Below are 25,630 nucleotides of genomic sequence, written 5' to 3'. Positions count from 1 at the left end.
ATTAAACTTTCATTCGAGCATTTGGTACTGATTGTTGTGTGCCAAAATTTTGTTGCAAATAATGGTGATATCCTGTTATTGCAATCATTCCTGCATTATCGGTGCAATATTCAAATTTTGGAATATAAACTTTAAAATTTTCAGCCGTTAAATCTTGGAAACGTTTTCTCAATTCGGAATTAGCAGAAACACCTCCAGCAATTGCAATTGCATTTATGCCAGTTTGTTTAGCAGCTTTTTTAAGATTTATCATTAAAATGTCCACTATCGTTTTTTGAACTGAAGCACAAATATCGTTTAGGTTTTCAGTAATAAAGTTTTCGTTTTCAGCTAATCCTTTTTTCAAAAAGTAAAGAACTGAAGTTTTGAAACCACTGAAGCTATAATTTAAATCTTTAACTCTTGGATGAGGAAATTCAAATCTTGCTGGGTTTCCTAGTTGAGCGTATTTATCTAATAAAGGTCCTCCGGGATAGGGTAAACTCAACATTTTAGCAACTTTATCAAATGCTTCCCCAGCAGCATCGTCAATTGTTTCTCCAATTATTTCCATTTTAAAATAATCGCTAACTTTTACAATTTGGGTATGTCCACCACTAACTGTTAAGCATAGAAAGGGAAACGAAGGTTTATTGCCTCCACCTTCACTTTCCTCAATAAAGTGAGCTAATATATGGCCATGCATGTGGTTAACTTCAATAGTAGGAATGTTTAATCCCATAGCAAATGCCTTTGCAAAAGAACTGCCAACTAATAAGGAACCAAGTAATCCAGGTCCATTAGTATAAGCAATAGCAGAAATATCTTTTTTATCGATATTAGCTTTTTTTAAAGCTGCATCTACTACCGGAACAATATTCTGTTGATGGGCTCTAGAAGCTAACTCAGGAACAACCCCACCATAAGCTTTATGAACATCTTGATTTGCAATTATGTTGGCAAGAATTTTGCCGTCTTTTATAATAGCAGCAGCAGTATCATCACAAGAAGATTCAATTCCTAAAATTATAGTTGGTGATTGCTGCATTAAATGTATTTTTGTTAGTTCTCTTAGTCGTTCAAAATTATCAAAAAAAGAAGAATAATATGGGGCCTTTTAGCAGTATTTCTATTACTGCTTGTCGCTTTTGGTGTTGCTACAACCAAAAGTTCAAATTTTCAATCTTTTTTAATTCAAAAATATTTATCAAGTCTTGCTAAAAAGTTAAAAACCACAATTACTGTAGAGTCTGTTGATGTCTCTTTTTTTAAAGGAGTTTCGCTTCATAAGTTGTATGTTGAAGATTTACATCAAGATACTTTGGCATATATTAATTATTTAAATGTTGATATAAGTCAATTTTCATTAAAAGACAAGCGAATATTTTTGGATGAAGTAATATTAGAAGATACCTACTTTAATCTTAAAAAGTATAAAGAAGATACGACGGTAAATTTAACTTTTATCATTGATCATTTTAAATCTACAGACACAACATCAAATCCTAGTAGTTGGCAATTTGGTTTAGATAAAGTTACTATTTCTAATGGTCGATTTGATTATAACAATGAGGATGTGGCACCTTTTTTAACAGGGGTAGATTATAGTCATGTTGGTATTCAAGATTTAAATTTAAAAACGAGTAAGATCGAATTTATCACTGCAGGAGTAAATTGTAATATAGAGGAATTAAGTTTAGTCGAAAAAAGTGGTTTTGTGTTAAATGACCTCAAAACGGAATTTAATATTTCTCCAAAAGGAATAATAGCACAACACTTAAAAATAAAAACTCCAAATTCAAAAGTTGACGGTGATGTAACTTTTATTACAAATGAATATATTGATTTAGCAAATTTTATTGATGATGTGAAAATCAAGTCATATTTTGAAAAATCAGAAGTAAACTTTAAAGATATCTGCTTTTTTGCTCGAGGATTAGACTGTTTAAATAAAAAGGTAACCCTAACAGGAGAAGTTAAAGGTAGGATAAGTAATTTGAAAGGTAGAAAACTTGATTTAAGGACAGAAGATGGGACAATATTTAAAGGTAATGTTAAAATATCTGGTTTGCCAGATGTAGAAAATATGTTTATGCATATTAATGTTGACCAATTAATAACATCTAAACGTCAATTAGAACAGCTTCCTCTTTTTCCTTTTTGTGATGATAAAAGGTTACAGCTAACCAATAATTTTAATCATTTAGGCAAAGTATATTTTAAAGGGAGTTTAACGGGGTTTTATTATGATTTTGTAGCGTATGGAAAATTTAACACAGCTATAGGTTCTGTTTCTACAGATGTTTCTTTAAAAACAATTAATAATGAAATAAAATATAAAGGAAAAATTGAAAGTAATCATTTTCATTTGGGTAAATTTTTTGAAATACCTAATGAACTTGGAGAGATAACAATGAATGTTGATGTTGATGGAAGCGGAACGGATTTACAAAAATTGAAAATAAAACTAAATGGAAATGTAGAACAAATTGTAGTAAAAGATTATGAATACAATAATGTTAAGGTTAAAGGAAATTTAGCAAATAAAATCTTTAAAGGTTATTTAGCTGTTGAGGATGAAAATATTGATTTTGATTTTAATGGATTTGTTGATTTTAGAGATCAACTTCCCATTTTTAATTTTATTTCAAATGTTAATTATGCTAAACTTCAAAACTTAAATTTAATCCACCTTGAAAAAGATTTGAAGACACGTTTGTCAACTCAACTTCAGGTTAATTTGGTTGGTAATCATATTGATAATATTGAGGGAGATATAATTTTTAAAGATTTGAATTATGTTGATGTTAAGGATTCGATTTATGTTACTGATATTAATGTTAAATCTCAAAAAATAGGTGAATTAAAAAAATTAAGTGTTACTTCTGCGATTTTGGAAGCTGAAATAGAAGGTAGATATTATTTTAAAGAATTGCTCGGAGCAAGCACAAACAACCTCGTAAAATTTATCCCTTCTCTACATCAAGAAGATTTAAAGCAAGTAAAATTATCAAACGATTTTAATTTTGATATTAAGGTTTTAAATACCGACTTAATCTCAAAGTTAATTTTATCAGGAGTAGAATTAGGTGAAAATTCAAGACTTCTTGGAGCATATAATTCAACTTTACAATCGCTCTCGTTAAATGCTTATTTCCCTTCGGTAAATTCTGGTTTAGTTAAAGTTAATAATTTAAAGGTTGATGGTAAGACTTCTTTTGAAACACTTTATTTAGATGTTTTTGCTGAAAAGATTTATCAAACGGATAGTATTTACTTAGAGAACTTTAAAACTTCCTCAGTTGTTCATAATGATTCTATCTTAACAAATATTAAATGGGTAAATAGTGATACAATTTCACCAACAAAAGCGGATATTAATTTCAATACTTATTTTAGAGGGTTAAATGATTTTACAACGCAATTTTATGATTCCTATTTTCTGGTGGATGATACATTGTGGAATGTAAATGAAAATAACCAAATAGATTACTTTAAAGAAGATACCCTTGAACTGAGTGTAAAAAACTTAGGGTTTAAAGCAGGAAATCAGAGTATTTTAATTGATGGTAAACTCTCTGGAGATGAGAATGATCAAGTAGATGTGGCTTTGCAAAAATTTAATTTAGCTATAATTCAAAAATTTATTCCTTCTAATATAGCTACTGTTAAAGGAATGGTAGATGGTGTTTTTTCAATAAAGAAAGAGAAAGAAGAATTGATTTTTACTTCAGATATAACTTTTAATGATTTAGCTATTAACCAAAGTAATTTAGGTTCAGGGGAAGTTAAATCGGTTTGGAGTACAATTGAAAAAAAATTATACCTAGATGGTCAATTTTATAAGGGACATTTGCCTTCTATTATATTTAATGGGAATTATTATCCCTTTAGAGAAACAGAAAGTTTAGATTTAGTTCTTCAGCTACAGCGTACAGATTTAAGTATAGTTAATAATTATACTAAAGATTACATTGATAATTTAAGGGGATTAATTACTGCGGATATAGCAATAACAGGAACAACAAATAAACCTGAGTTGAACGGTTATATTCAATTACAAAAAACAAGTTTTGAAGTAAATTATTTAAAAACAGGATTTTCAACTCCTTTTTGTAAAATTAATGTTACTCCTGATATGATAAGTTTTGATAACGTTCAGTTTTTTGATGGTACAGGAAAAAATACCGCAATTACCAATGGAACAATATTTCATGAATGGTTTAAAAATTTCAACTTTGATGTTGGGTTAGATGCGAATGATTTTTTAGCGATGAATACATCTGTAAATGATAATAATTTGTATTACGGTAAAGCCTTTATTTCTGGGTTAGTTAATATAGGAGGTTATGGAAATAAATTAAGTATTGATTTAGATGTTAAAACTGAAAAGGGAACAGTTATTAGTATTCCTCTATCAAACAGTGATGAGATTTCTGAAAATGATTTTATAGAATTCGTAACAAATGACACTGTAAAAAAAGTAGAAGAAGAAATCGATTTATCAAACTTCATTATGAATTTTGATTTAGAAGCAACTCCTGATGCAGAGGTAAGATTAGTATTTGATGAGCAGATTGGAGATGTTATGAAAGCTAAAGGAGAAGGTAATTTAGAGTTTAGAATTAATCAGCAAGGAGATTTTAACATTTATGGAGATTATAAGGTGAAAGATGGAGATTATCTTTTCACACTTCAAAACATTATTAATAAACGATTTGATTTAGAGGAAGGTGGGGTTATTAAATGGAATGGTGATCCTTATGATGCTCAACTAAACCTAACTGCAGTTTATCGTTTAAGAGCTCGTTTATATGAATTACTTGCAGGTACAGAAGATAGTACAGCTAATTTAGTTTATAAAAAAAGGACACCAGTTAATTTAAAATTGATAATGACAAAATCAATGTTAAATCCAGATATAGCATTTGATATTGATTTACCTACCGCAGATGAAACAACTAAAAGTAAAGTTAGAAGTGTACTTTATGTTAGCGACGAACAAGAAAATATTCAAGAGTTAAATCGGCAGGTTTTTTCGTTGTTAGTGTTGAATCAATTTTTGACTCCTACAGGTAGAGAAGGGGTGAGTTATACGGGTAATGTTGCAGGTACCACTTCATTTGAGTTAATGTCAAATCAGGTAAGTAATTGGTTGTCAAAAATTAGCAATGACTTTGATGTTGGTTTTAATTACAGGCCAGGAGATGAGTTGTCGGGACAAGAGATTGAATTAGCACTTTCAACTCAAATATTTAATGACAGATTGATTTTGGATGGCAATTTTGGGGTTTCAGATAATAAAGAGGTTTCTTCAGATTCACAAAATGCGAATAATATTATTGGAGATTTCTCTATGGAGTATAAAATTACTGAAGATGGTAAATTAAGGGTTAAAGCATTTAATGCATCTAACCAGTCTTATATTGAGAGAACAAGTAGTAATTATACTCAAGGAGTTGGTTTGTTTTACCGTAAGGAGTTTGATAATTTTAGTGACTTATTCAAAAAAGGCTTGAAATAAAACGATGGAAAATAAAAAGCATCAGATAGAACTAACTACTCAATATGTTAAATCTTTTCATCAAAATGAAGCAACAGGACATGATTGGTTTCATATTAATCGGGTTAATAATTTAGCTAAAAAAATAAGTAATAAAGAAGGGGGCGATCTTTTTAAAGTTGAATTGATTGCATTGTTACATGATGTTGCAGATCATAAATTGAACGATGGAGACGAGAAAATTGGATTAAAAAATGTAGAAGATTTTTTATTGTCAATAAATATTGAAGGAAATTTAATAATAGATATCCTTTCTGATATCGAAAATATATCTTTTAAAGGGGCAGGAGTAGAACAAAAAGAATTGTCTCTAGAAGGAATGATTGTGCAAGATGCTGATAGAATAGATGCGATTGGAGCAATAGGTATTGCACGTACATTTGCCTATGGAGGTAATAAAAATAGAATGATTTATGATCCAGAGTCTAACCCAGAAATGCATACTGATTTTGTTAAGTATAAAAGCAGTAAAGCACCGACTATAAATCATTTTTATGAAAAATTATTATTACTAAAAGATAGGTTAAATACTTCTTCAGCTAAAGAAATTGCTGAGAAACGTCATCAATTTATGGAGATGTTTTTGTGTCAGTTTTACAAGGAATGGAATTGTGACTAACAAAATATAATATACAGTCGGTTTTATAATTTGATAAACGGTAATAAAAAAACGTTTCATTTAGCTACTTTTGGAAACTTATTGTATTTGGTTTTGATAAATTTGAAGCCTTAATTAAAAATTGATGATGAATTTGAATAAATTATTAATCATTATTGTTGGGTTATTTTTAACAATAAATGTATTTGCTCAAGGGACAGTAAGAGGTTTTGTTTATGATGAAAAATCGGGTGAACCTGTAATATTTACCAATGTATTTTTAAAAGGAACAACAATTGGTGCAGCTACTGATGTGAATGGATTTTATTCTATTAGTAAAATCCCAGCAGGAAGTTATACTCTTATGGTAACTTCATTAGGATATGATACAGCTCAAGTTTCGATTAAAATTACAGGTAATGAGTTAATTAATCAAAAGCTATTCATAAAAGAAGGAATGATTCAAATGGAAACATTTAATCTTTCTGCAGAAAAAGCTGAAGATAAAACAGATGTGAAAATGTCTGTAAATAAAGTTACCCCTAAAGAAATTCAGTCTATGCCTTCTATTGGTGGGGATCCTGATTTAGCACAATATATACAGGTATTGCCTGGCGTTACTTTTACTGGAGATCAAGGTGGTCAATTATATATTAGAGGAGGTTCTCCAATTCAAAATAAAGTTTTATTAGATGGAATGATTATTTATAATCCTTTTCACTCTATTGGTTTGTTCTCAGTTTTTGATACAGACTTAATGCGTAATGCGGATGTTTATACTGGAGGTTTTAATGCTGAATATGGAGGGAGAGTATCCTCAATTATGGATATAACAACTAGAGATGGTAATAAGAAAAGATTAAGTGGTAAATTGTCTGCAAGTACATTTGGTGGTAAAATATTATTAGAAGGGCCACTAAAAAAAGCAAAAGAAGTTGGTGGAGGTAGTAGTTCTTTTGTGATTTCAGCAAAACATTCTTACCTAGAGCAGTCATCAAAAATGTATAAATCATACTTTGAAGGGTTAGATTCTGAAAATGCAAGAGGAATTGATTCTACTGGTTTACCTTATGGATTTACTGATATTTATGGTAAAATATCTTTAAATGGAGAGAATGGAAGTAAAGTGAATTTTTTCGGATTTAATTTTAGAGATAGAGTTAATTTTTCTGACGCATCTAAAATACAATGGGATTCATATGGTGGTGGTTCAAACTTTGTATTGATACCTGGTTCTTCAAAAACCTTAATTGAAGGTGTATTTGCTTACTCGAAATATGCAGTTGAAATGCTTGAAGCTGATGGTAAGCCAAGAACAAGTGAAGTAGGTGGTTTTAATGCAGGTATGAACTTTACTAGTTTTTCTGGAGATAACGAGTTTAAATATGGTTTTGAGGTATTAGGAATGAGTACAGATTATACTTTTCAAAATGATGTAGATTTAATTATTCAGCAAAAACAAAACACTACAGAAATAAGTGGATTTTTATTGTTTAAATGGAATATTGGGAAATTAGTGTTAGAACCAAGCATCAGAACTCAATATTATGCTTCTTTATCGGAATTTTCTCCTGAACCTAGACTAGGAATGAAATTTAATCTTACCGATTGGTGGAGAGTTAAAGCAGCTGGAGGATTTTATTCTCAAAACTTAATAAGTGCAAATTCAGATCGTGATATTGTTAATTTATTTTATGGGTTTTTATCAGGGCCAGATAATTTGCAATCAGAATTTACAACTAAAGACGGCGATGTGCAAGAAGTTACTTCTAAACTTCAAAAAGCAAGACATGCTATAGCTGGTTTTGAGTTTGATTTAACAAAATCAATTACATTAAATACTGAAGGTTATTATAAGAAATTTACACAATTAACTAATACAAATAGAAATAAAATTTATCCTGATACTGATGATTTTGAAAATATTAGTGATGAATTGAAGAAAGATTTTATTATTGAAACAGGTGATGCGTATGGACTTGATTTTAGTCTGAAATATTCTTCAACTCGTTTAAATATATGGACAATTTATTCATTATCAAAAGTAACGCGTTGGGATGGTATTCAAGAATATTCTCCTGTATTTGACAGAAGACATAATGTTAATGTAGTAGTTGGTTATGTGTTTGGTAAAGATTTCAATTGGGAATTTGATGCGCGTTGGAACTTTGGCTCAGGTTTCCCTTTTACACAAACTCAGGCATTTTATGAAGGACTTGATTTTAGCTCTATTAGCCAAGATCCTACATCTGCTAATGGAAATTTAGAAATAGCTTATGCAGAAATTAACAAAGGAAGATTGCCATATTACCATAGGCTAGACTTAACTCTTAAAAGAAAGTTTGTTTTGGGTAAAAATACAGAGCTTGAATTATCAGGAAGTGTTACTAATGTTTACAATAGAGAAAATATATTTTACCTAGATAGGGTAACAGATCAAAAAGTATATCAATTACCAATTTTACCAAGTTTTGGTATGACCTTTACTTTTTAAAAACAAATAATAGAACAAGATTGTAATCTTATAAAAAAAAAGTGTAAGTTTGCAGCCGTTAAAAATTTAAATTAATAAACATGTACGCAATCGTTGAAATAGCAGGGCAGCAGTTTAAAGTAGAAAAAGATCAACAACTTTTTGTACATCGATTAGAAGGAAAAGAAGGTGCGAAAGTATCTTTTGATAACGTTCTTTTAATTGATAATGCAGGAAAAGTTAATGTTGGCGCCCCAGCTGTAGCAGGTGCTAGTGTATCTGCAAAGATCCTAGAACACCTTAAAGGTGACAAAGTAACCATCTTTAAAAAGAAAAGAAGAAAAGGATATAAAGTAAAAAACGGACACCGTCAAGCTTTTACTAAAATCCAAATTGAAGGTATTTCTGAAAAAGGAGCTGCTAAAAAAGCTGAACCTAAAGCAGAAGTAAAAGATGCACCAAAAGCAGAGGCAGCTGAGAAAAAAGCTCCAGCAAAAAAGCCAGCTGCTAAAAAAGCTGCACCAAAAAAAGAAACTAAAAAAGAAGATTAATTAAGTTTTAACTTTAGGGTTATAACATAAAAAAATAGAATCATGGCACATAAGAAAGGAGCAGGTAGTTCGAAAAATGGTAGAGAATCACATAGTAAACGTTTAGGCGTTAAAATATTTGGTGGTCAAGCTGCAATAGCAGGTAATATTATTGTTCGTCAAAGAGGTACTAAGCACAATCCTGGTGTAAATGTAGGAGTTGGTAAAGACCATACTTTATATGCATTAGTTGATGGAGTTGTATCTTTTAGAAAAAAGAAAGACAATAAATCCTTTGTTTCGGTAGAACCTTTTACTGAAGCTTAGTTTATATACAAAATTGTTGAAACTCCTGTATCTATAAACTATAGATACAGGAGTTTTTTTGTTTATATCAGCCTTAGTTTTACTAAATTTGTTTATATATTTAATAGCATAATACAATGTTACAAACCAGTTATATTAGAGATAATAAAGCGCTTATTATTGAGCGACTTAAAAAGAGAAATTTTGAAGCGGAAACAATAATTTCACAGATTATTGAATTAGATGATAATAGAAAAAAAACACAACATGAGCTTGATGCATTATTAGCTGAAAGTAATCAATTAGCTAAACAAATTGGTGATTTATTTAAGTCGGGTAAAGCAGCTGAAGCAAATGAATTGAAAACAAAAACTACCGAATTAAAGGAGCAATCAAATAAGTTAAAAGAAGATCAAAATTTAATTAACGACGAGTTATTGCAATTACTTTATCAAGTGCCTAATGTGCCTAATGATATTGTGCCAGCTGGCAAGTCTGATGCTGATAATGAAATTGTATTTAATGAAGGAGAAGTTCCTGTTTTGCATGATAAAGCTGTTCCTCATTGGGAATTAGCTAAGCAATATGATTTAATTGATTTTGAATTAGGTGTGAAAATTACTGGTGCTGGTTTCCCAGTTTATAAAGGTAAAGGAGCAAGATTACAACGAGCTTTAATCAGCTTTTTTATTGATCAAGCTGTTGAGAATGGATACGAAGAAATTATACCTCCATTAATGATAAATGAAGCATCTGGGTATGGTACAGGACAGCTACCAGATAAAGAAGGGCAAATGTATTATATGCAAGCAGATGATTTGTATATGATACCAACCGCTGAAGTTCCAATTACAAACTTGTACAGAGATGTAATGTTGAAGGAAAGTGATTTGCCAATTAAAAATGTAGGTTATACTCCTTGTTTTAGAAGAGAGGCTGGTTCTTATGGAAAAGATGTGAGAGGGTTAAATCGTCTACATCAGTTTGATAAAGTAGAGATTGTTCAAATTCAACATCCAGATAAATCTTATGAGACATTAGATGTAATGGTAAATCATGTAAAGAACTTATTAAACAAATTAGAATTGCCTTATAGAGTTGCTAAACTTTGTGGAGGTGATTTAGGGTTTACATCTGCATTAACTTTTGATATGGAAGTTTATTCTGCAGCTCAAGAAAAATGGTTGGAAGTGAGTTCAATTTCAAATTTTGAAACCTTTCAGGCAAACCGATTAAAATGTAGATTTAAAGATGCAGAGGGTAAGACGCAATTAGTACATACATTAAATGGAAGTGCTTTAGCATTGCCTCGTATTTTAGCTTCTTTGTTAGAAAACAACCAAACACCAGAAGGAATTAAAATACCAAAAGCTTTGATACCTTATACAGGTTTTGATATGATTAACTAAACGTTTTATGAAATATGTAATTCCATTAATACTGATTTTGATTGTGAGTTCATGTAGACAAAATACTACAGAACAAAAAGTACAGTTAAATGATTTATTAATGGAAGTACAACAATTTAAAGATTCGATTTCAGCAATAGATACCACATCTATTTTTGAATCATCAAGAACAATAAAACAAAATTTAAAATTTTTACATAATAATATAGATACTATTGATGTGAACACTGCTTCAATAATAGCAGAGGTTTATAAAGAAAGAGGAAAAGTATTTTTTGTTGAAGAGCATTATCATGATTTTTTAAATGAGTTATCAATTTCTCAACAACAACTAGAAAAATTAAAAATAGATTTAGAGAACGGATTATTAACTAAGGAGAATTTTAACACTTTTTATAAAGAAGAAGCGAGGATATTCGTTAATTTAAACCAAAAAATTAGATTAGCTTTTGCTGAGGCAGATAGTGCTAATGTATTTATTCAAGAACAATCTTATAAAATAGATTCAGTAAAAACATTTATTGATGAAAAAAGCAAAATTGATTAATGGTTAAAAGACTAATCATATTTAGTTTCATTATTTTGTTTGGTGTTTCACCTATGTTTGTTTATGCTCAAAATTCGAGTGATCAAGAAATTGCTAATGAATATTTTTCAAACAAAGAATATAGTAAAGCTGTAGTTTATTATCAAAAGCTTTACAATAAAACACCTAATCAAGTTTTCTATACTAAACTTCTCAATTGTTTTATTGAGTTAGAAGAGTTTAAAAACGGTGAAAAGTTGGTTAAAAGACAACTTAAAAACAATCCATTTGATCCATCTTATAATGCCGATTTAGCTAATCTTTATAAGGTTTCAGGTAAAGGAAATGAAGCTAAACAAACTATAGATAAATCAATAAAAGAACTTATTCCAAATCAACAAGTTATTAATGAATTGGCAATGGCTTTTATGCGTTATCAGGAATTAGATGCTGCTTTAGCAACATACTTGCATGGGAGAAAATTGTTAAAAGGAAGTTACCCGTTTAATTTTGAATTAGCCCAATTATATAATCTTAAAGGAGATACTAAGGCTATGCTTGAAGAATATATTGAAGTTTTAGCTTATCAAGAATCGTATTTACAAAGCGTACAAAATGCCTTACAAACTGCATTATATCCAGATGATGATGGCTCGAAGAAAAGCATGCTAAAAACAACATTGCTAAAAAGTATTCAGCGTTATCCAGACAAACGTGTATTCTCAGAAATGTTGATTTGGGTTTACATTCAAGAAGAAAATTATAAAGGAGCAATGATTCAAGCTAAAGCGTTGGATAAACGTTTTAAAGAACAAGGAGATAGATTAATGGCACTCGCTCAATTGAGTAGCTCTAATGGTGATTATGAAACTGCTATTAACTCATATCAATATGTTATAGATAAAGGATCTGATAGTTACAATTATATTTCTGCAAAAATGGAATTGGTAAATGTTTACAATCATAAAATAATTAAAACTCAAAATTACACTCAAGAAGATTTGTTAGGATTGGAGCGTAATTATTTATCTACCATTAGTGAGTTAGGAAAAACAGCAGCAACATCAAAATTATTGACAGGTTTAGCTCATTTACAAGCTTTTTATTTGCATCAAACCGACAAAGCAATAAATCTATTGCAAGAATCTTTAAAAATACCAGGTTTAAAAGCGCATGATGCTGCCGAAGCTAAGATAGAATTAGCTGATGTTTATTTATTTACTGGTGAAATTTGGGAAGCTTCATTGTTATATTCGCAAGTAGAAAAAGCTTATAAGTATGATGAGTTAGGAGAAAGAGCAAAATTTAAAAATGCCCGAATATCTTTTTATACAGGAGATTTTGCTTGGGCAAAAGCACAACTAAATGTGTTAAAAGCTTCAACATCAAAATTAATTTCAAACGATGCAATGCAGTTATCAATTTTAATTACAGATAACATAGGTATAGATACTACTGAAGCACCATTGTTAATCTATGCGAAAGCCGATTTGTTAGCTTATCAAAATAAGTATCAAGAAGCAATTAGAGTGTTGGATTCATTGCAGGAAACATTTCCTATACACACTATAAATGACGATATTTTATTTAAAAAATTTCAAATTAACTACGAACAAAAAAATTATGAAGCAGCTGTTAAAAATTTAGAAGCAATTGTTGATGATTATAGTTATGATATTTTAGCAGATGATGCGATTTATAATTTGGCCTTGATGTTCGACAATATTTTAAATCAGAAAGAAAGAGCAAAAAACTTATATAAGCGATTGTTGTTTGATTTTCAAGACAGTATTTATGGAGTAGATGCAAGAAAGCGATATCGAGAAATGGATAAAACAACTACCGAAAAAGAAGATTTAGAATTTGAAGCAAACTAATGGGGCTAATTAGTTGGTTAGAAAATAACTTATTAGATTGTCCATACAAAAAGTATTTTAATGTGGATTGTATGGGGTGTGGGATGCAACGTTCATTTGTTGCTTTGCTAAAAGGAAATTTTGCAGATAGTTTTTATTATTATCCAGCATTGCTGCCAATGCTTTTTATGTTTCTTTATTTAATTCTTCATATCGCTTTTAAATTTAAAAACGGAGCCAAATGGCTAATGTATATTTTTATCTTTAACATGGCTACAGTTGTTGTTAGTTATGTAATTAAATTATTCTTATGAAAATTTTAACTGCACAACAAACTAGAGAAGCCGATGCTTATACAATAGCAAATGAACCAATTGAATCAATTGATTTAATGGAAAGGGCGGCAACAAAATGCTTTGATTGGATTATTAAAAACTACAGTTCAGAAACTGAATTTTCTATTTTTTGTGGAGTAGGTAATAATGGTGGTGATGGATTAGTAATTGCACGATTATTAAAACAAGCTAATTATAAAGTAACTGTTTTTGTTGTTGAGTTTTCTGATAACTATTCTTCCGATTTTAAAACCAATTTAGGGCGATTGGAAAAAGTTGAGGTTAACTATTTAAATCAGGATAACTCTAGAATTGTTTTACGACCAAATATAGTTGTAATTGATGCTATTTTTGGCTCAGGATTAACCCGACCAATTGATGGTTTTATTGCAGAAATAGTTCATCAAATCAATAAAAATGAAATAATAGCAATTGATTTGCCTTCAGGGTTATTTGCTGAAGATAATCGTGAAAACAATTTTGATAACATTGTTAAAGCAAAAATTACTTTAACTTTTCAGCAACCTAAATTAGCGATGCTTTTTCCTCAAAATTATTTTTTTGTTGGAGAATGGATTGTTTTGCCAATAGGTTTGCATCAAGGTTTTATTTTTGGCTTAAATGTTACTAATCATATTGTTTCAACTTCTGATGCAAAATCTATGCTTAAGCCAAGAGCCAAATTTTCACACAAAGGTATTTTTGGTCATGCTTTATTGGTTGGAGGTAGTAAAGGGAAAATGGGCGCAGCTATTCTTTCTGCAAAAGCATGTTTAAGAGCTGGAGTGGGTTTACTTACAGTACATTTGCCAGCTCAAGGATTAGAAATAATGCAAACTGCTCTTCCAGAAGCAATGTGTAGTGTTAGTGGTGAAAATGATTTTATAGCCGATGTGCCTGACTTGTCAATGTATAGTGCAATTGGTGTTGGACCAGGGTTAGGACTGGAGAAACAAACTCAAAATACGCTTAAGTTATTAATTCAAAACTCAAATTACCCTTTGGTAATTGATGCCGATGCATTAAATATTTTAGCTGAAAATAAAACTTGGTTGGCATTTTTACCATCAGAAAGTATTTTAACACCGCATCCAAAAGAATTTGAGCGCTTAGTTGGTAAGTGGGATTGTGATGAAGAAAGATTAGAGTTGCAGAAACAATTTGCAATTAAACAACAAGTTATTGTTGTATTAAAAGGAGCAAATACATCTATTGCTTTGCCTAATGGTTATGTTTATTTTAATGCTACAGGCAATTCAGGTATGGCTACAGCAGGAAGTGGTGATGTGCTTACCGGTATTATAACTAGCTTTCTTGCGCAAGGATATTCGCCTAAAGAATCAGCAATTTTAGGTGTTTATTTGCATGGTTTGGCTGGTGATGTTGCAAAAGAAAACCTAACAGAATATGCTATGATCGCTTCAGATATTATTGATGCTATTCCTAAAGCGTATGGTTGGATAAATTAAGCGATATAAAAAGCGATTATATCAAACCTATTTTTATTACATTTGTTTTCCTAAAAATAAAACATGAATTTAAAATCTATTATTTCAATTACAGGTAAACCAGGACTATATAGTGTGGTTTCTCAAACAAAAAATGGTTTAATTGTAGAATCGGTTGGTGAAGGTAAAAGATTGCCAGTATATGCTTCTGATAAAGTTAGTGCTTTAGAAGATATAAGTATTTACACTACAACTGAAGACATGCCTTTAGCAGAAGTTTACAATAAAGTGTTTGAATTTACAAAGGGTAAAGAAGCAGTTGATCATAAGGCAAAGCCAGAAGAGTTAAGAACTTATTTAGCTGGAATAGTTGATTTTGATCAAGAAAGAGTTTATAATTCTGATTTAAAAAAATTGTTTCAATGGTTTAACTTGCTAGTAAAGGCAGGATTGTTAAAACCAGATGAAAAAGAAGAGAAGAAAGCTGAAAAAAAGGATGACAAAAAAGCTCCAGCTAAAAAAGCAGCAGCTAAAAAAACAACTACAGCCAAGAAGCCTGCTACTAAAACAGCATCGGCAAAAGCTGCACCTAAAAAAGCAGGTGGAGTTAAAAAAGGATAAAAACAAATTGATATAAAAAAATCCGAAACATTTGTTTCGGATTTTTTTTGATTAAAAATAAGATATGCAAGCATCACAAATTACAATTCCTACAATAGGCAAGAGAAATTTTTTACCAGATAATTTAGTTATTGATTCATGGGAGAAAATAGCACCTTACTTTGAAGACTTAAAAACGAGAACCATTAATAATGTAACTGAATTAGAAAAATGGTTGAAAGATAGAAGTGAGTTAGAAGCTGTTTTAGAAGAGGATATGGCTTGGCGTTACATCAAAATGAATATTGACACAACTGATGAACAATTAGCCGAAAGCTTTAACTTTTTTATTACTGAGGTAGAACCTAAAGTTGCTCCATATGATAATGACTTTAATTTAAAATTGGTGAACTCACCTTATGTGGATGAGTTAAACAAAGAGAAATACCACATTTATATAAGAGGAATAAAAAAACAAATAGAAATATTTAGAGAAGAAAATATTCCGTTAAATACCAAATTACAAGCTGATGCTCAAAAATACGGAGCAATTTCGGCTAAAATGACCATTAATTATGATGGCAAAGAATTAACCTTGCAACAAGCAGCCAATTACCTTAAAAATATTGATAGAGCTATTCGTGAAGAGGTTTTTCATTTATCGAACAATAGAAGATTAGAAGATGAGGAGCAATTAAATACCTTATACACTGAATTAATCCAGTTGAGAAATAAAGTAGCTCAAAACGCAGGATTTGCTAATTACAGAGATTATATGTTTGCTGCAATGGGTAGGTTTGATTACAAACCACAAGATTGTTTCGATTTTCATAATGCAATAGCAAAAGAGGTGGTTCCAGTTACTAACATGTTTGACCAAGAGAAAAAACAATTGTTGGGAGTTGATACGCTTAAACCATGGGATACAGCAGTTGATCCAACAGGAAAAGCACCATTAAAGCCTTTTGAAGGTGGTGAAGAACTAATAGATAAATCAATTCAATGTTTTTATAAAATTCGTCCGTTTTTTGGCGATTGTTTGGAGATAATGAAGCAAATGAAATATGTGGATTTAGACTCTAAAAAAGGAAAAGCACCAGGTGGTTTTAATTACCCTTTGCATGAAATTGGAGTACCATTTATTTACATGAATTCGGTTGGTTCACAACGAGATTTGGTAACTATGGTTCATGAAGGTGGACATGCAGTTCATTCGTTCTTATCAAGAGATTTAGAATTAACTGGTTTTAAAGATGCTCCATCTGAAGTTGCTGAATTAGCATCAATGAGTATGGAATTGCTAACCATGGATTATTGGGATGAGTTCTATACCAACCCAGAGGAATTAAAAAGAGCGAAAAAAGAGCAATTAGAAAAAGCATTAGAAACCTTGCCTTGGGTGGCTTCTATCGATAAATTTCAGCATTGGGTGTACGAAAACCCAACACATACTGTTGAGGAGCGTTATGCTACTTGGACAAACATTATGAAAGAATTTGGTAGCAATGTGATTGATTGGACAGGTAACGAAAATGCATTGGCAGCCTTATGGCAAAAACAATTGCACTTATACGAAGTACCTTTTTATTACATCGAATATGGAATGGCACAATTAGGAGCAATTGCAGTTTGGCGTAATTATAAACAAAACCCAACCAAAGCTATTGACCAATACATTGAAGCCTTAAAACTAGGTTATACCAAATCGATAGGCGAAATATACCAAGCTGCAGGTATTGAGTTTAATTTTACCCAAGCTTATGTAAAAGAGTTGGTTGATTTTATTAAGGACGAATTGGAGAAGATTTAACGGTCTTGTATAAGCAGTCGTTTTTATGCTGCTTATACGTTGTTGTAAGCAGATTTTATTTAATTCGTTTTTTAAGGAGCAATATTTGTCCAAGATGATAGTATGTATGTTCAATCATCACATCTATATTTCTGTAATATGTTCCATATTGTTTATCTACAAAATCCGACATTATTTCTTTGTCTGACATCTTATATACAAGCTCAATAAATTCTTCAGAATCAAAACAAAATTTATTTACTAGATTCTTCCAATCTTGTTCTGATGTTATGGGAGGAGAATCAAAACTAAATTTATCTCGTATGTCAAGAGTTCCTCCTTTAAAGACTTTTATCATACCATCCAAGTAATAATCAATGTGGAAAGTCAAATCAGCAATAGTGTTGTAATCTTCAACTTTTTGTGTTGCTTGTTTCCAGTTAAGATTAACTATCTGCTCTTTGAAATTTGTTCCTAAAACCCATTTTCCTTCTGTTAAGATCTCTTTTAGACGATTGGACAAATATTCGTTAAGTTTCATTCTAAATCAGTTTTAGTTTTTCAAATTGCTTACAACAACCGAATAAAGTGCATATGCACTTTATATCCATTTGTAGTCGGTTAAATAATTGCTTATAAATATAAGCAAAACCTTTTATTGTTTTTTATACAACTGATAAGTGGTAAGGCTTAAATCTAAAGGTCTGTAAAACTCATTTATATTTGCAGGTAGCTTTGTACTTTTTAGTACAATTAAGTATTCGTTCTCTAGGTTAGGAGTTATGCTTATTCCTCCAATTCTACTTAAATAAGCCATTGTTCCCCATTCGGTATAGAGTTCTGGCGAGCAACTTATAATGCTACCTTCATTAACAATGCTACTTATCTTATAAATGTCAGAAAGTTTATCGCTATCGCGAGAAAATTTACCATACTGTGAAAAAGAAAAAACTAGTGTAGCCACCAATAAAATAGAACCAATATGTTTTAATCTTTTTGTTTGTTTTTGCGTTAATTTTTCAATAAAAAATTTAAGGTAGGGAACAATAAAAACACTGATGCCTAAAATGAAATAAGGCAATGCAGTTACTAAATAATATCCACGTTGTTTAAGGGTAATCATAAGAGGAAGCGAAGCAGACAATCCTATTAAAATAAAAAATAATGCGGTGGCTTTTGGTGTAATTTCAGTGGTTTGCTTTTTTACTTTTTTAATTATAAATAGAATAAGTAAAATACTGGTTGGAATAATTAGTTCAAGCATTAAGCGCCCTAAAATTGCAAAGTGATTTCCTGTGGTTGTTTCTCTGGTATTATTTAATGATGGTAAAACTTGAGCATTATAATATTGGGTTAAATTTTCGATTAATCCTGGTTGGAGGATAGAAGTGATGTAAAATATTAATCCTGAAAAAAGAATCACAATTAAAGAATGTATGATTGCTTTTACAATAGAAAAAGGTTGTAGTGTTAGCCATAAAATACCCACTATAGCTAGTGGAAATAATCCAACAGGGCCTTTAGTAATTAATGCTAAAAAAATAAATAAACTCCCTATAAATAAATAGAAGAAATTGTTTTTTAAACTTCCTTTTGCAATAAAATAAACCGAGAATAAACAACAAAATGCTAAGGTATTTTCGAGCATATTACTTTGGTAAGACCAAAATATAAGAGGGGTAGCTATCCATAATAATATCGAAACCCATGAATAATTTTTGTTGGTTGCATTAAGCAAATTCCAATTGAGAACAATACCCATCGCAGTTAAAAAAGCAGTAAACAAAGTAAATATTCGTTCGGTTAAAAAGCCGTTACCTAGCAATTTAAAAAACAAAGCTTGTAAACCAAACACTAATGGAGGGTGCTCATGAAATTTGCTAAAATGTGTTAGGGTGTACTGAGGAAACCAGAAACTACCATAACCATTTGCCAAGTTTTTAGATATGGCAGCATAGGTAATACCATCTAAAAACATACCCTCTTGTACTAAAATTGGAATCAACACAGCAGAAAAAACTACAGCAGTAAAAATCCAACCAATTTTAAAAATATTTTTTTCGGGCATCAATTCAGTATTTATAAGGGTGTAAAGATAGTGCATTTAAAAAACATAAAAAAAAATACATCTAAAAATTACATACATAAGAAAATTATGTATATGTTTGTCTTATGTATTCAAAAGAACTATTAAAAGGCACCTTAAAAACTATCATTTTGAAATTGCTCTCAGAAAATGATAGAATGTATGGTTATCAAATAACCCAAAAGGTGAAAGAAATAACTGAGGGAAAAATTAACCTAACCGAAGGAGCTTTGTATCCTGCCTTACACAAATTAGAAGCCGACGGGTTACTAATGACTGAAAAGGAAGTAGTAGGCAACCGTATGCGAAAGTATTACAAGTTGACTAAAACAGGAAATAGCAAAGCAACTGAAATGGTTGATGAATTAAAGCAGTTTATTGAAACACTTAAAGCTATAATGAATGTAGCTCCACAAAATTTGTCATGGTCTGTTTAAACGAAAATCAGGTAGACGAAATAAGACAGCTTATAGAAGCTAGAGGAGCAGAAATGGAAGAGCTAACAAACGATTTGCTCGACCACATTTGTTGTATGATTGAAGACCGAATGAGTTTGGAAAGCGATTTCCATAAGGTTCTTCAAGAAACAATGGCTGTTTTTGGGAATAATGGTATCCGTAACATACAGGATGAAACAACATTTTTATTAACCAAAAACATATTAGCTATGAAAAAGACAACACACATCATCGGAATTACATCGGCAATTTTATTATTGTTAGCCACACTTTTTAAAATTTATCATTGGCCAGGAGCTGGCATGATGTACGTATTAGGAGGGTTTTTATTGAGTTTTATATTCTTGCCCTTAATGCTTACCATTAAAATAAAAGAGAAAATTAGTAAACCAAGAATTTGGTTAAATGTAGCAGGAACACTTAGTGGTTTTATAATGGTAAATGGAATTTTCTTTAAAGTTATGCATTGGCCATACGCTAATATGTTAACAACAGCGGGAATGATTATAGCATTATTTGTTTTTCTTCCTCTTTATATATACGCTTATATTAGAAACAAAGAAATGCGAACTACAACAATTACTACTGCAGTATTAGTGGTTGGAGCAATGAGTATGTTGTTTGCTTTAGTAAAACTACACAATAGTGGAGTTGTTACAGAAGCAATGGCAAATATTCATTACAATATGAATAATGAGATAGATCATACAATTGCATTTAATGAGGTTTTATTTAATGAATTAAAAAATGATAGTACTGTTGATGTAAACCTAATTAATGAGGTAAAAACAAAAGCAGCAAAAATTAATGAAACTATACAGGTAATGAATCTTCAATTTTCGTTAGCTGGTAATGAAAAACTAGCTGAAAATGAGATTAAACAAGCACTAGACAATAATTATCCATCAATTATGAATGGAAAAGGAGATTTAAATGCGATAAGATCTGGAAGTGCAACAATAGAAGATTTAATGTTGGATGTAACAAACTTTGAAGGCTTACTTCAACAAGTTTTTGGTTCAGAATATAAAGTTAATATGAATAAATCTAATTTCGATATTTATAGTAATAGTCAATACAATGACTTTCCATTAGAAATAGTTGTAAATGATTTAACATTTTTAAATATTGAAGTTCAACGACAATATACAAGCTTGCTATTAGCCATTAAAAAGTAAGGGTAATTTAAGCTCTCTTTTTAGAAAAATTGTACAAAAAGGTTTTGTAACATTAGTTAGTAGTTTATTTTGTTAGATATAAAAGAAAAGGTGTCCTAGTTTTATTGAATACATACTTTTTAACTAGAGAGCAATAAAAATCCCGGAAACGGGATTTTTTTATTTTTAAGATTATTATTCAAATAATATAACTAATTTTGTTTAAACAAAATAAAAATAAGTTGAACAATCCAATAAACACAAAATTTAACATTAAAGATTTAGAAAATCTTTCAGGAGTTAAAGCACATACAATTCGTATTTGGGAAAAGAGATATAAAATATTAGCACCAAAACGTACCGATACTAACATAAGATATTATGATGGTGAGGATTTACAGCGAATTTTAAATGTTTCTTTATTAAATAATAATGGGGTTAAAATTTCAAAAATTGCTGATTTAACTGATGATGCATTGTTATCTGCGGTTCGTGATCTTATCATTCAAAACGATAAGTATGATCATGCAATTAATGATTTTAAACTTTCGATGATGAACTTTGATCATCGATTATTCAATAAAACATACAATCAATTATTAGTAAAGAGTTCCTTTAGAGAGATTTTTTTAAAAATATTTGTTCAGTTGCTAAATGATATAGGATTGCTTTGGCTCTCAAATACTATATCTCCAGCTCACGAACATTTTTTGTCAAACTTAATTCAGCAAAAACTTCAATTACAAATTGAAAAGGTTCAAGCTCTTGATATTGTTGATAAAGATAAATTGTTTGTTCTTTTTTTACCAGAAAATGAAATACATGAACTAGGATTAATGTTTGTCCATTTAAATTTACTCCTTAATGGGTACAATTCAATTTATTTAGGGCAGAGTATTCCATTGGACGCATTAAAAGATTTTCATCCATTGTTTGATAACATTACTTTTATTTCTTACTTTACGGTAATGCCAGCAAATGAAGATTTGCCAATCTATTTAAGGAAAGTCAATGAAGAGGTGTTGAGGTCTGAGAAAGATTTGTTTTTAGTGCTGGGTAAAAAAATTAATGAAATTGATTCTGTCGATTATGATAATATTAAGTTTTATCCTTCTATCGATTCGTTGTTAGAATCTGTGTGATTAATTATTAAAATGTTTAATTATTTGTTTAAAAAGTTAAACAAAATAGTTATATTTGTTTGACAATATGAAAAAGAATATATATATAATCGGTGCAGGATTCTCCTCTTTATCAGCTTCTTGTTATTTAGCTAAAGCTGGCTATAATGTAACTGTTTTAGAAAAAAACTCAACAATAGGAGGTAGAGCACGTCAATTTATTAAAGACGGATTTACTTTTGATATTGGACCAACATGGTATTGGATGCCAGATGTGTTTGATAGTTTCTTTAATGATTTTAATAAAACCACTTCTGATTACTACCAATTAGAAAAGCTAAATCCAGGTTATCAAGTTTATTTTGATGTTTTAGAATCGATATTAATTGGAGATAACTTAGATCAGATTTGCGAAGTTTTTGAGAAAGAAGAAAAAGGAAGTTCCGTTTTCCTAAGAAAATTCATTAATGAAGCAAAAAATAATTATGAAATTGCAATAAAAGACTTGGTTTACAAACCAGGCTTGTCAATTTTTGAGTTAATTACCCCTCAAACTATTACTAAACTTAATCAGTTTTTTACAACAGTTAGTTACCAGGTTCGTGGACATATTAAAAGTCCTAAACTTATTCAAATACTAGAATTTCCAGTTTTATTTTTAGGTGCAAAACCATCTGATACACCATCGTTTTACAATTTTATGAACTATGCCGATTTTGGTTTAGGCACATGGCATCCAAAAGGAGGGATGTATGAAGTTGTCAAAGCTATGGAAAGTTTGGCTAAGGAGCTAGGTGTTAAATTTCTTACCAATCAAAATGTAGAAAAAATAGTTGTCAATAATAACACAATAAACGGTCTTATTGTTAATGGAGAGTTTTTAGAGGCTGATATTGTATTAAGTGGTGCTGATTATCAACATACAGAAAGTTTGTTAGATGAAAATTATAGGGTTTACTCTCAATCTTATTGGGAGAAAAAGACCTTTGCACCATCATCATTATTGTTTTATGTTGGATTAAACAAAAAGCTAGAAAATGTATCCCATCACACCTTGTTTTTCGATTCAGATTTTGATTTACATGCTAAAGATATTTACGATAATAAAAGATGGCCAGATAATCCTCTTTTTTATGCAAGTTTCCCTAGTATTACTGACGATAGTTTTGCTCCAAATGGAAATGAAGCAGCTACATTTTTAATACCTATTTCACCAGGTATTGAAGATACTCCAGAAATTAGAGAAAAGTATTTTAACTTAATTATTAATCGATTAGAAAAATTAACAAAGCAAAATATAAAAGATAGTATCTTATTCTATGAGTCGTATTGTGTTAAAGACTTTATAAACGATTATAACTCATACAAAGGAAATGCTTACGGCATGGCAAATACGCTTATGCAAACAGCATTTTTAAGACCTAAAATAAAAAGTAAAAAAGTAAAAAATCTTTTTTTCACTGGACAATTAACGGTTCCTGGGCCAGGTGTTCCTCCTTCATTAATTTCAGGAAAAATTGTATCGAACTTAATCTTAAAACAACTAAAATTAAACATAGACCATGAAACAACTATTTGACGATATTTCTTTTAAAAGTAGCCGTATGGTTACAAAAGAATATAGTACATCATTTTCTATTGCTGTAAATATGTTAGCTCCTTCCATAAGGAATGCTATTTATAGTGTTTATGGGTTTGTTCGTTTTGCTGATGAAATTGTAGATTCTTTTCATGATTATGATAAAGAAGAATTATTACGAGATTTTGAGATTGAATATTATAAAGCTATGACGAACGGTATTAGCTTAAATCCAATTCTTAACTCTTTTCAAAAAACAGTTAAAGAATATAAAATATCAGACGAATTAGTTCAAGCATTTTTAGCTAGTATGAAAATGGATTTAACTAAATCTGAATATAAAACGAAAGAAGAATATGAACAATACATATATGGCTCTGCAGATGTTGTTGGGTTAATGTGTTTGCAAATATTTGTGAATGGAGATCAGGAGAAATACAATGAATTGAAAGAATCAGCAATGCGATTAGGTTCTGCTTTTCAAAAAGTTAATTTTTTAAGAGACCTTAAAAATGATGTTGAAGATTTGTCAAGAACTTATTTTCCAGACATTGATTTAAAATCGCTAACACCAGAAAATAAACAAAAAATTATTGAAGAAATTGAGGAAGATTTTCGTGTAGCCTATGAGGGAGTGTTAAAATTACCATCGGAAGCAAAATTTGGCGTTTACACGGCTTTTATTTATTATAAAAGATTATTACTTAAATTAAAAAGAACACCTTCAAGTAAAATTATAGAAACACGAATAAGAGTTTCTAATCCAGCTAAAATAGGGTTGTTAGCTAGATCTTTTGTCGCTTTTAAATTTAATTTACTTTAAATAAGATTATTATGATAGAACCAAATGTAATATTAGTTGATAAGCATGATAATGAAATTGGAGTAATGCCAAAACTTAAGGCGCATATTCAAGGCCAATTACATAGAGCTATTTCTGTTTTTATATTTGATTTAGATGGAAACTGGATTATGCAAAAAAGAGCAGCTCACAAGTATCATTCAGCAAATTTATGGTCGAATACAGCATGTAGCCATCCACTACCTGGAGAGAAAACAATTGATTCGGCAAATAGAAGATTGATAGAAGAGATGGGAATAGATTGTAAACTTGATAAGGCTTTTTCTTTTATATACAGAGCAGAATTAGATCATAATTTAATTGAGCATGAATTAGACCATGTTTTTGTAGGTTATACTTCTCAATTGCCTAAACCTAATCCTGAGGAAGTTGCAGATTGGGAAGCAGTCAGTTTTGTAGATTTAGAAAGAGATGTTAAACTCTTCCCTGAGAATTATTCTGAGTGGTTCAAGCTTATTTACAATAAGGTGAATATATTTGCGTCTATCAATCAAGAATTTGTAAAAAATTAACATGGAATTTATAATAATTTTAGCAGCTACTTTTTTCTTTATGGAGTTTGTAGCTTGGTCGGTTCACAAATATGTAATGCATGGGTTCTTATGGAACTTGCATGAGGATCATCACACTAAAAATCCAAATTCTTTTTTTGAAAAAAATGATTACTTTTTTGTCATATTTGCTGTTCCAGGTATGACTTGTATTCTTTTAGGGACTGTATTTTTGATTCCATATACTTTGCCAATAGGTTTGGGTATTACGTTATATGGTTTTGCTTATTTCTGGGTGCATGAAATTTTTATTCATCAACGTTTCAAAATTTTAAGAAACTCTAACCTTAAGTATTTAAAAGCAATTAGACGTGCACACAAGGTACACCATAAGCATTTAGGCAAAGAGCATGGAGAATGTTTTGGTATGTTGTTTGTGCCATTTAAATACTTCAAACAATAGT

The 25,630-nt window shown here is 30.2% G+C and carries 21 protein-coding genes and 1 pseudogene; 19 read left to right on the top strand and 3 right to left on the bottom strand.

All coding sequences use genetic code 11. The annotated features are described in order from the left end of the window. Window position 1: 1 nt before the first annotated feature. On the bottom strand, window positions 2-1,027 hold the full coding sequence (gene tsaD, locus FRY74_RS01840; RefSeq protein WP_147098041.1) for a tRNA (adenosine(37)-N6)-threonylcarbamoyltransferase complex transferase subunit TsaD: 1,026 nt from the start codon (window positions 1,025-1,027) through the stop codon (window positions 2-4). Between the two features lie 273 nt (window positions 1,028-1,300). On the opposite strand from tsaD, the gene FRY74_RS01835 reads away from it, so the two are divergent. The 12 genes and pseudogenes from FRY74_RS01835 to FRY74_RS01780 all read left to right on the top strand — a co-directional run bounded on the left by FRY74_RS01835 (window position 1,301) and on the right by FRY74_RS01780 (window position 17,433). Beyond that, window positions 1,301-5,503, top strand: coding sequence for a translocation/assembly module TamB domain-containing protein (locus FRY74_RS01835; protein ID WP_147098039.1), 4,203 nt, complete (start codon window positions 1,301-1,303; stop codon window positions 5,501-5,503). Window positions 5,504-5,507: 4 nt separating this feature from the next. Then, window positions 5,508-6,161, top strand: coding sequence for an HD domain-containing protein (locus FRY74_RS01830; protein WP_147098037.1), 654 nt, complete (start codon window positions 5,508-5,510; stop codon window positions 6,159-6,161). A gap of 127 nt (window positions 6,162-6,288) precedes the next feature. Beyond that, on the top strand, window positions 6,289-8,634 hold the full coding sequence (locus tag FRY74_RS01825) for a TonB-dependent receptor (protein WP_170227919.1): 2,346 nt from the start codon (window positions 6,289-6,291) through the stop codon (window positions 8,632-8,634). 80 nt (window positions 8,635-8,714) lie between these two features. Next, window positions 8,715-9,158, top strand: a pseudogene (gene rplU, locus FRY74_RS01820) (50S ribosomal protein L21); the annotation flags it as partial. Window positions 9,159-9,206: 48 nt separating this feature from the next. Next, a complete protein-coding gene (gene rpmA, locus FRY74_RS01815) occupies window positions 9,207-9,470 on the top strand; it encodes a 50S ribosomal protein L27 (protein ID WP_147098032.1) in 264 nt (87 codons plus the stop codon). Window positions 9,471-9,586: 116 nt separating this feature from the next. Further along, complete coding sequence (serS, locus tag FRY74_RS01810) at window positions 9,587-10,858, top strand: serine--tRNA ligase (protein WP_147098030.1); 1,272 nt, start codon at window positions 9,587-9,589, stop codon at window positions 10,856-10,858. 7 nt (window positions 10,859-10,865) lie between these two features. Beyond that, complete coding sequence (locus FRY74_RS01805; protein ID WP_147098028.1) at window positions 10,866-11,405, top strand: hypothetical protein; 540 nt, start codon at window positions 10,866-10,868, stop codon at window positions 11,403-11,405. Then, on the top strand, window positions 11,405-13,261 hold the full coding sequence (locus tag FRY74_RS01800) for a hypothetical protein (RefSeq protein WP_147098026.1): 1,857 nt from the start codon (window positions 11,405-11,407) through the stop codon (window positions 13,259-13,261). The genes FRY74_RS01805 and FRY74_RS01800 overlap by 1 nt, the downstream gene beginning before the upstream one ends. After that, window positions 13,261-13,554: a DUF2752 domain-containing protein gene (locus FRY74_RS01795; RefSeq protein ID WP_147098024.1), complete on the top strand. Its 294-nt coding sequence runs from the start codon at window positions 13,261-13,263 to the stop codon at window positions 13,552-13,554. The genes FRY74_RS01800 and FRY74_RS01795 overlap by 1 nt, the downstream gene beginning before the upstream one ends. Continuing rightward, on the top strand, window positions 13,551-15,044 hold the full coding sequence (locus tag FRY74_RS01790) for an NAD(P)H-hydrate dehydratase (protein ID WP_147098022.1): 1,494 nt from the start codon (window positions 13,551-13,553) through the stop codon (window positions 15,042-15,044). Before FRY74_RS01795 ends, FRY74_RS01790 begins: the two co-directional genes overlap by 4 nt. A gap of 63 nt (window positions 15,045-15,107) precedes the next feature. Next, the gene (locus FRY74_RS01785; RefSeq protein WP_147098020.1) at window positions 15,108-15,644 is read left to right on the top strand and encodes a DUF5606 family protein; all 537 of its coding nucleotides are present in this window, start codon (window positions 15,108-15,110) and stop codon (window positions 15,642-15,644) included. A gap of 64 nt (window positions 15,645-15,708) precedes the next feature. Beyond that, on the top strand, window positions 15,709-17,433 hold the full coding sequence (locus tag FRY74_RS01780; RefSeq protein ID WP_147098017.1) for a M3 family oligoendopeptidase: 1,725 nt from the start codon (window positions 15,709-15,711) through the stop codon (window positions 17,431-17,433). Window positions 17,434-17,488: 55 nt separating this feature from the next. Here the strand turns inward: FRY74_RS01780 and FRY74_RS01775 are convergent, their stop codons facing one another. Both FRY74_RS01775 and FRY74_RS01770 read right to left on the bottom strand, forming a co-directional pair. Continuing rightward, window positions 17,489-17,935 carry a DUF1572 domain-containing protein gene (locus FRY74_RS01775; RefSeq protein ID WP_223265797.1) on the bottom strand — a complete coding sequence of 149 codons (447 nt, stop codon included), beginning with the start codon at window positions 17,933-17,935 and terminating at the stop codon, window positions 17,489-17,491. A 132-nt stretch (window positions 17,936-18,067) separates the two neighbouring features. Next, the gene (locus FRY74_RS01770; RefSeq protein WP_147098013.1) at window positions 18,068-19,516 is read right to left on the bottom strand and encodes an ArnT family glycosyltransferase; all 1,449 of its coding nucleotides are present in this window, start codon (window positions 19,514-19,516) and stop codon (window positions 18,068-18,070) included. Between the two features lie 68 nt (window positions 19,517-19,584). Here FRY74_RS01770 and FRY74_RS01765 point away from each other — a divergent pair, with 68 nt between their 5' ends. The 7 genes from FRY74_RS01765 (at window position 19,585) to FRY74_RS01735 (ending at window position 25,629) form a co-directional block, all read left to right on the top strand. Then, the gene (locus FRY74_RS01765; protein ID WP_147098011.1) at window positions 19,585-19,935 is read left to right on the top strand and encodes a PadR family transcriptional regulator; all 351 of its coding nucleotides are present in this window, start codon (window positions 19,585-19,587) and stop codon (window positions 19,933-19,935) included. Next, complete coding sequence (locus tag FRY74_RS01760) at window positions 19,923-21,134, top strand: tripartite tricarboxylate transporter TctB family protein (protein WP_147098009.1); 1,212 nt, start codon at window positions 19,923-19,925, stop codon at window positions 21,132-21,134. The genes FRY74_RS01765 and FRY74_RS01760 overlap by 13 nt, the downstream gene beginning before the upstream one ends. Window positions 21,135-21,355: 221 nt before the next feature. Beyond that, window positions 21,356-22,255: a MerR family transcriptional regulator gene (locus tag FRY74_RS01755; RefSeq protein ID WP_147098007.1), complete on the top strand. Its 900-nt coding sequence runs from the start codon at window positions 21,356-21,358 to the stop codon at window positions 22,253-22,255. A 67-nt stretch (window positions 22,256-22,322) separates the two neighbouring features. Further along, window positions 22,323-23,813, top strand: coding sequence for a phytoene desaturase family protein (locus tag FRY74_RS01750; RefSeq protein WP_147098005.1), 1,491 nt, complete (start codon window positions 22,323-22,325; stop codon window positions 23,811-23,813). Beyond that, window positions 23,797-24,636, top strand: a complete 840-nt coding sequence (locus FRY74_RS01745) for a phytoene/squalene synthase family protein (RefSeq protein ID WP_147098003.1) — start codon at window positions 23,797-23,799, stop codon at window positions 24,634-24,636. Before FRY74_RS01750 ends, FRY74_RS01745 begins: the two co-directional genes overlap by 17 nt. Window positions 24,637-24,647: 11 nt before the next feature. Further along, window positions 24,648-25,187: an isopentenyl-diphosphate Delta-isomerase gene (gene idi, locus FRY74_RS01740; RefSeq protein ID WP_147098001.1), complete on the top strand. Its 540-nt coding sequence runs from the start codon at window positions 24,648-24,650 to the stop codon at window positions 25,185-25,187. 1 nt (window position 25,188) lies between these two features. After that, window positions 25,189-25,629 (top strand): sterol desaturase family protein, encoded by a 441-nt coding sequence (locus FRY74_RS01735; RefSeq protein ID WP_147097999.1) that lies wholly within the window; start codon window positions 25,189-25,191, stop codon window positions 25,627-25,629. The last annotated feature ends 1 nt before the right edge of the window (window position 25,630 follow it).

The sequence above is a fragment of the Vicingus serpentipes genome (assembly GCF_007993035.1).
GTDB classification, from domain to species: Bacteria; Bacteroidota; Bacteroidia; order Flavobacteriales_E; family Vicingaceae; genus Vicingus; species Vicingus serpentipes.
The sequence above is the reverse complement of the archived record's forward strand: the minus strand, read 5'-3'. Positions and strand labels throughout refer to the sequence as shown.

Excerpts from the sequence above, each read along its gene's own strand:
- FRY74_RS01785 (WP_147098020.1), top strand. The coding sequence starts at position 15,108 with ATGAATTTAAAATCTATTATTTCAATTACAGGTAAACCAGGACTATAT.
- idi (WP_147098001.1), top strand. The coding sequence starts at position 24,648 with ATGATAGAACCAAATGTAATATTAGTTGATAAGCATGATAATGAAATT.
- serS (WP_147098030.1), top strand. The coding sequence starts at position 9,587 with ATGTTACAAACCAGTTATATTAGAGATAATAAAGCGCTTATTATTGAG.
- FRY74_RS01825 (WP_170227919.1), top strand. The coding sequence starts at position 6,289 with ATGAATTTGAATAAATTATTAATCATTATTGTTGGGTTATTTTTAACA.
- tsaD (WP_147098041.1), bottom strand. The coding sequence starts at position 1,027 with ATGCAGCAATCACCAACTATAATTTTAGGAATTGAATCTTCTTGTGAT.
- FRY74_RS01745 (WP_147098003.1), top strand. The coding sequence starts at position 23,797 with ATGAAACAACTATTTGACGATATTTCTTTTAAAAGTAGCCGTATGGTT.
- FRY74_RS01830 (WP_147098037.1), top strand. The coding sequence starts at position 5,508 with ATGGAAAATAAAAAGCATCAGATAGAACTAACTACTCAATATGTTAAA.
- FRY74_RS01765 (WP_147098011.1), top strand. The coding sequence starts at position 19,585 with ATGTATTCAAAAGAACTATTAAAAGGCACCTTAAAAACTATCATTTTG.
- FRY74_RS01800 (WP_147098026.1), top strand. The coding sequence starts at position 11,405 with ATGGTTAAAAGACTAATCATATTTAGTTTCATTATTTTGTTTGGTGTT.
- FRY74_RS01805 (WP_147098028.1), top strand. The coding sequence starts at position 10,866 with ATGAAATATGTAATTCCATTAATACTGATTTTGATTGTGAGTTCATGT.
- FRY74_RS01780 (WP_147098017.1), top strand. The coding sequence starts at position 15,709 with ATGCAAGCATCACAAATTACAATTCCTACAATAGGCAAGAGAAATTTT.
- FRY74_RS01750 (WP_147098005.1), top strand. The coding sequence starts at position 22,323 with ATGAAAAAGAATATATATATAATCGGTGCAGGATTCTCCTCTTTATCA.
- FRY74_RS01760 (WP_147098009.1), top strand. The coding sequence starts at position 19,923 with ATGGTCTGTTTAAACGAAAATCAGGTAGACGAAATAAGACAGCTTATA.
- FRY74_RS01790 (WP_147098022.1), top strand. The coding sequence starts at position 13,551 with ATGAAAATTTTAACTGCACAACAAACTAGAGAAGCCGATGCTTATACA.
- FRY74_RS01795 (WP_147098024.1), top strand. The coding sequence starts at position 13,261 with ATGGGGCTAATTAGTTGGTTAGAAAATAACTTATTAGATTGTCCATAC.
- rpmA (WP_147098032.1), top strand. The coding sequence starts at position 9,207 with ATGGCACATAAGAAAGGAGCAGGTAGTTCGAAAAATGGTAGAGAATCA.
- FRY74_RS01735 (WP_147097999.1), top strand. The coding sequence starts at position 25,189 with ATGGAATTTATAATAATTTTAGCAGCTACTTTTTTCTTTATGGAGTTT.
- FRY74_RS01770 (WP_147098013.1), bottom strand. The coding sequence starts at position 19,516 with ATGCACTATCTTTACACCCTTATAAATACTGAATTGATGCCCGAAAAA.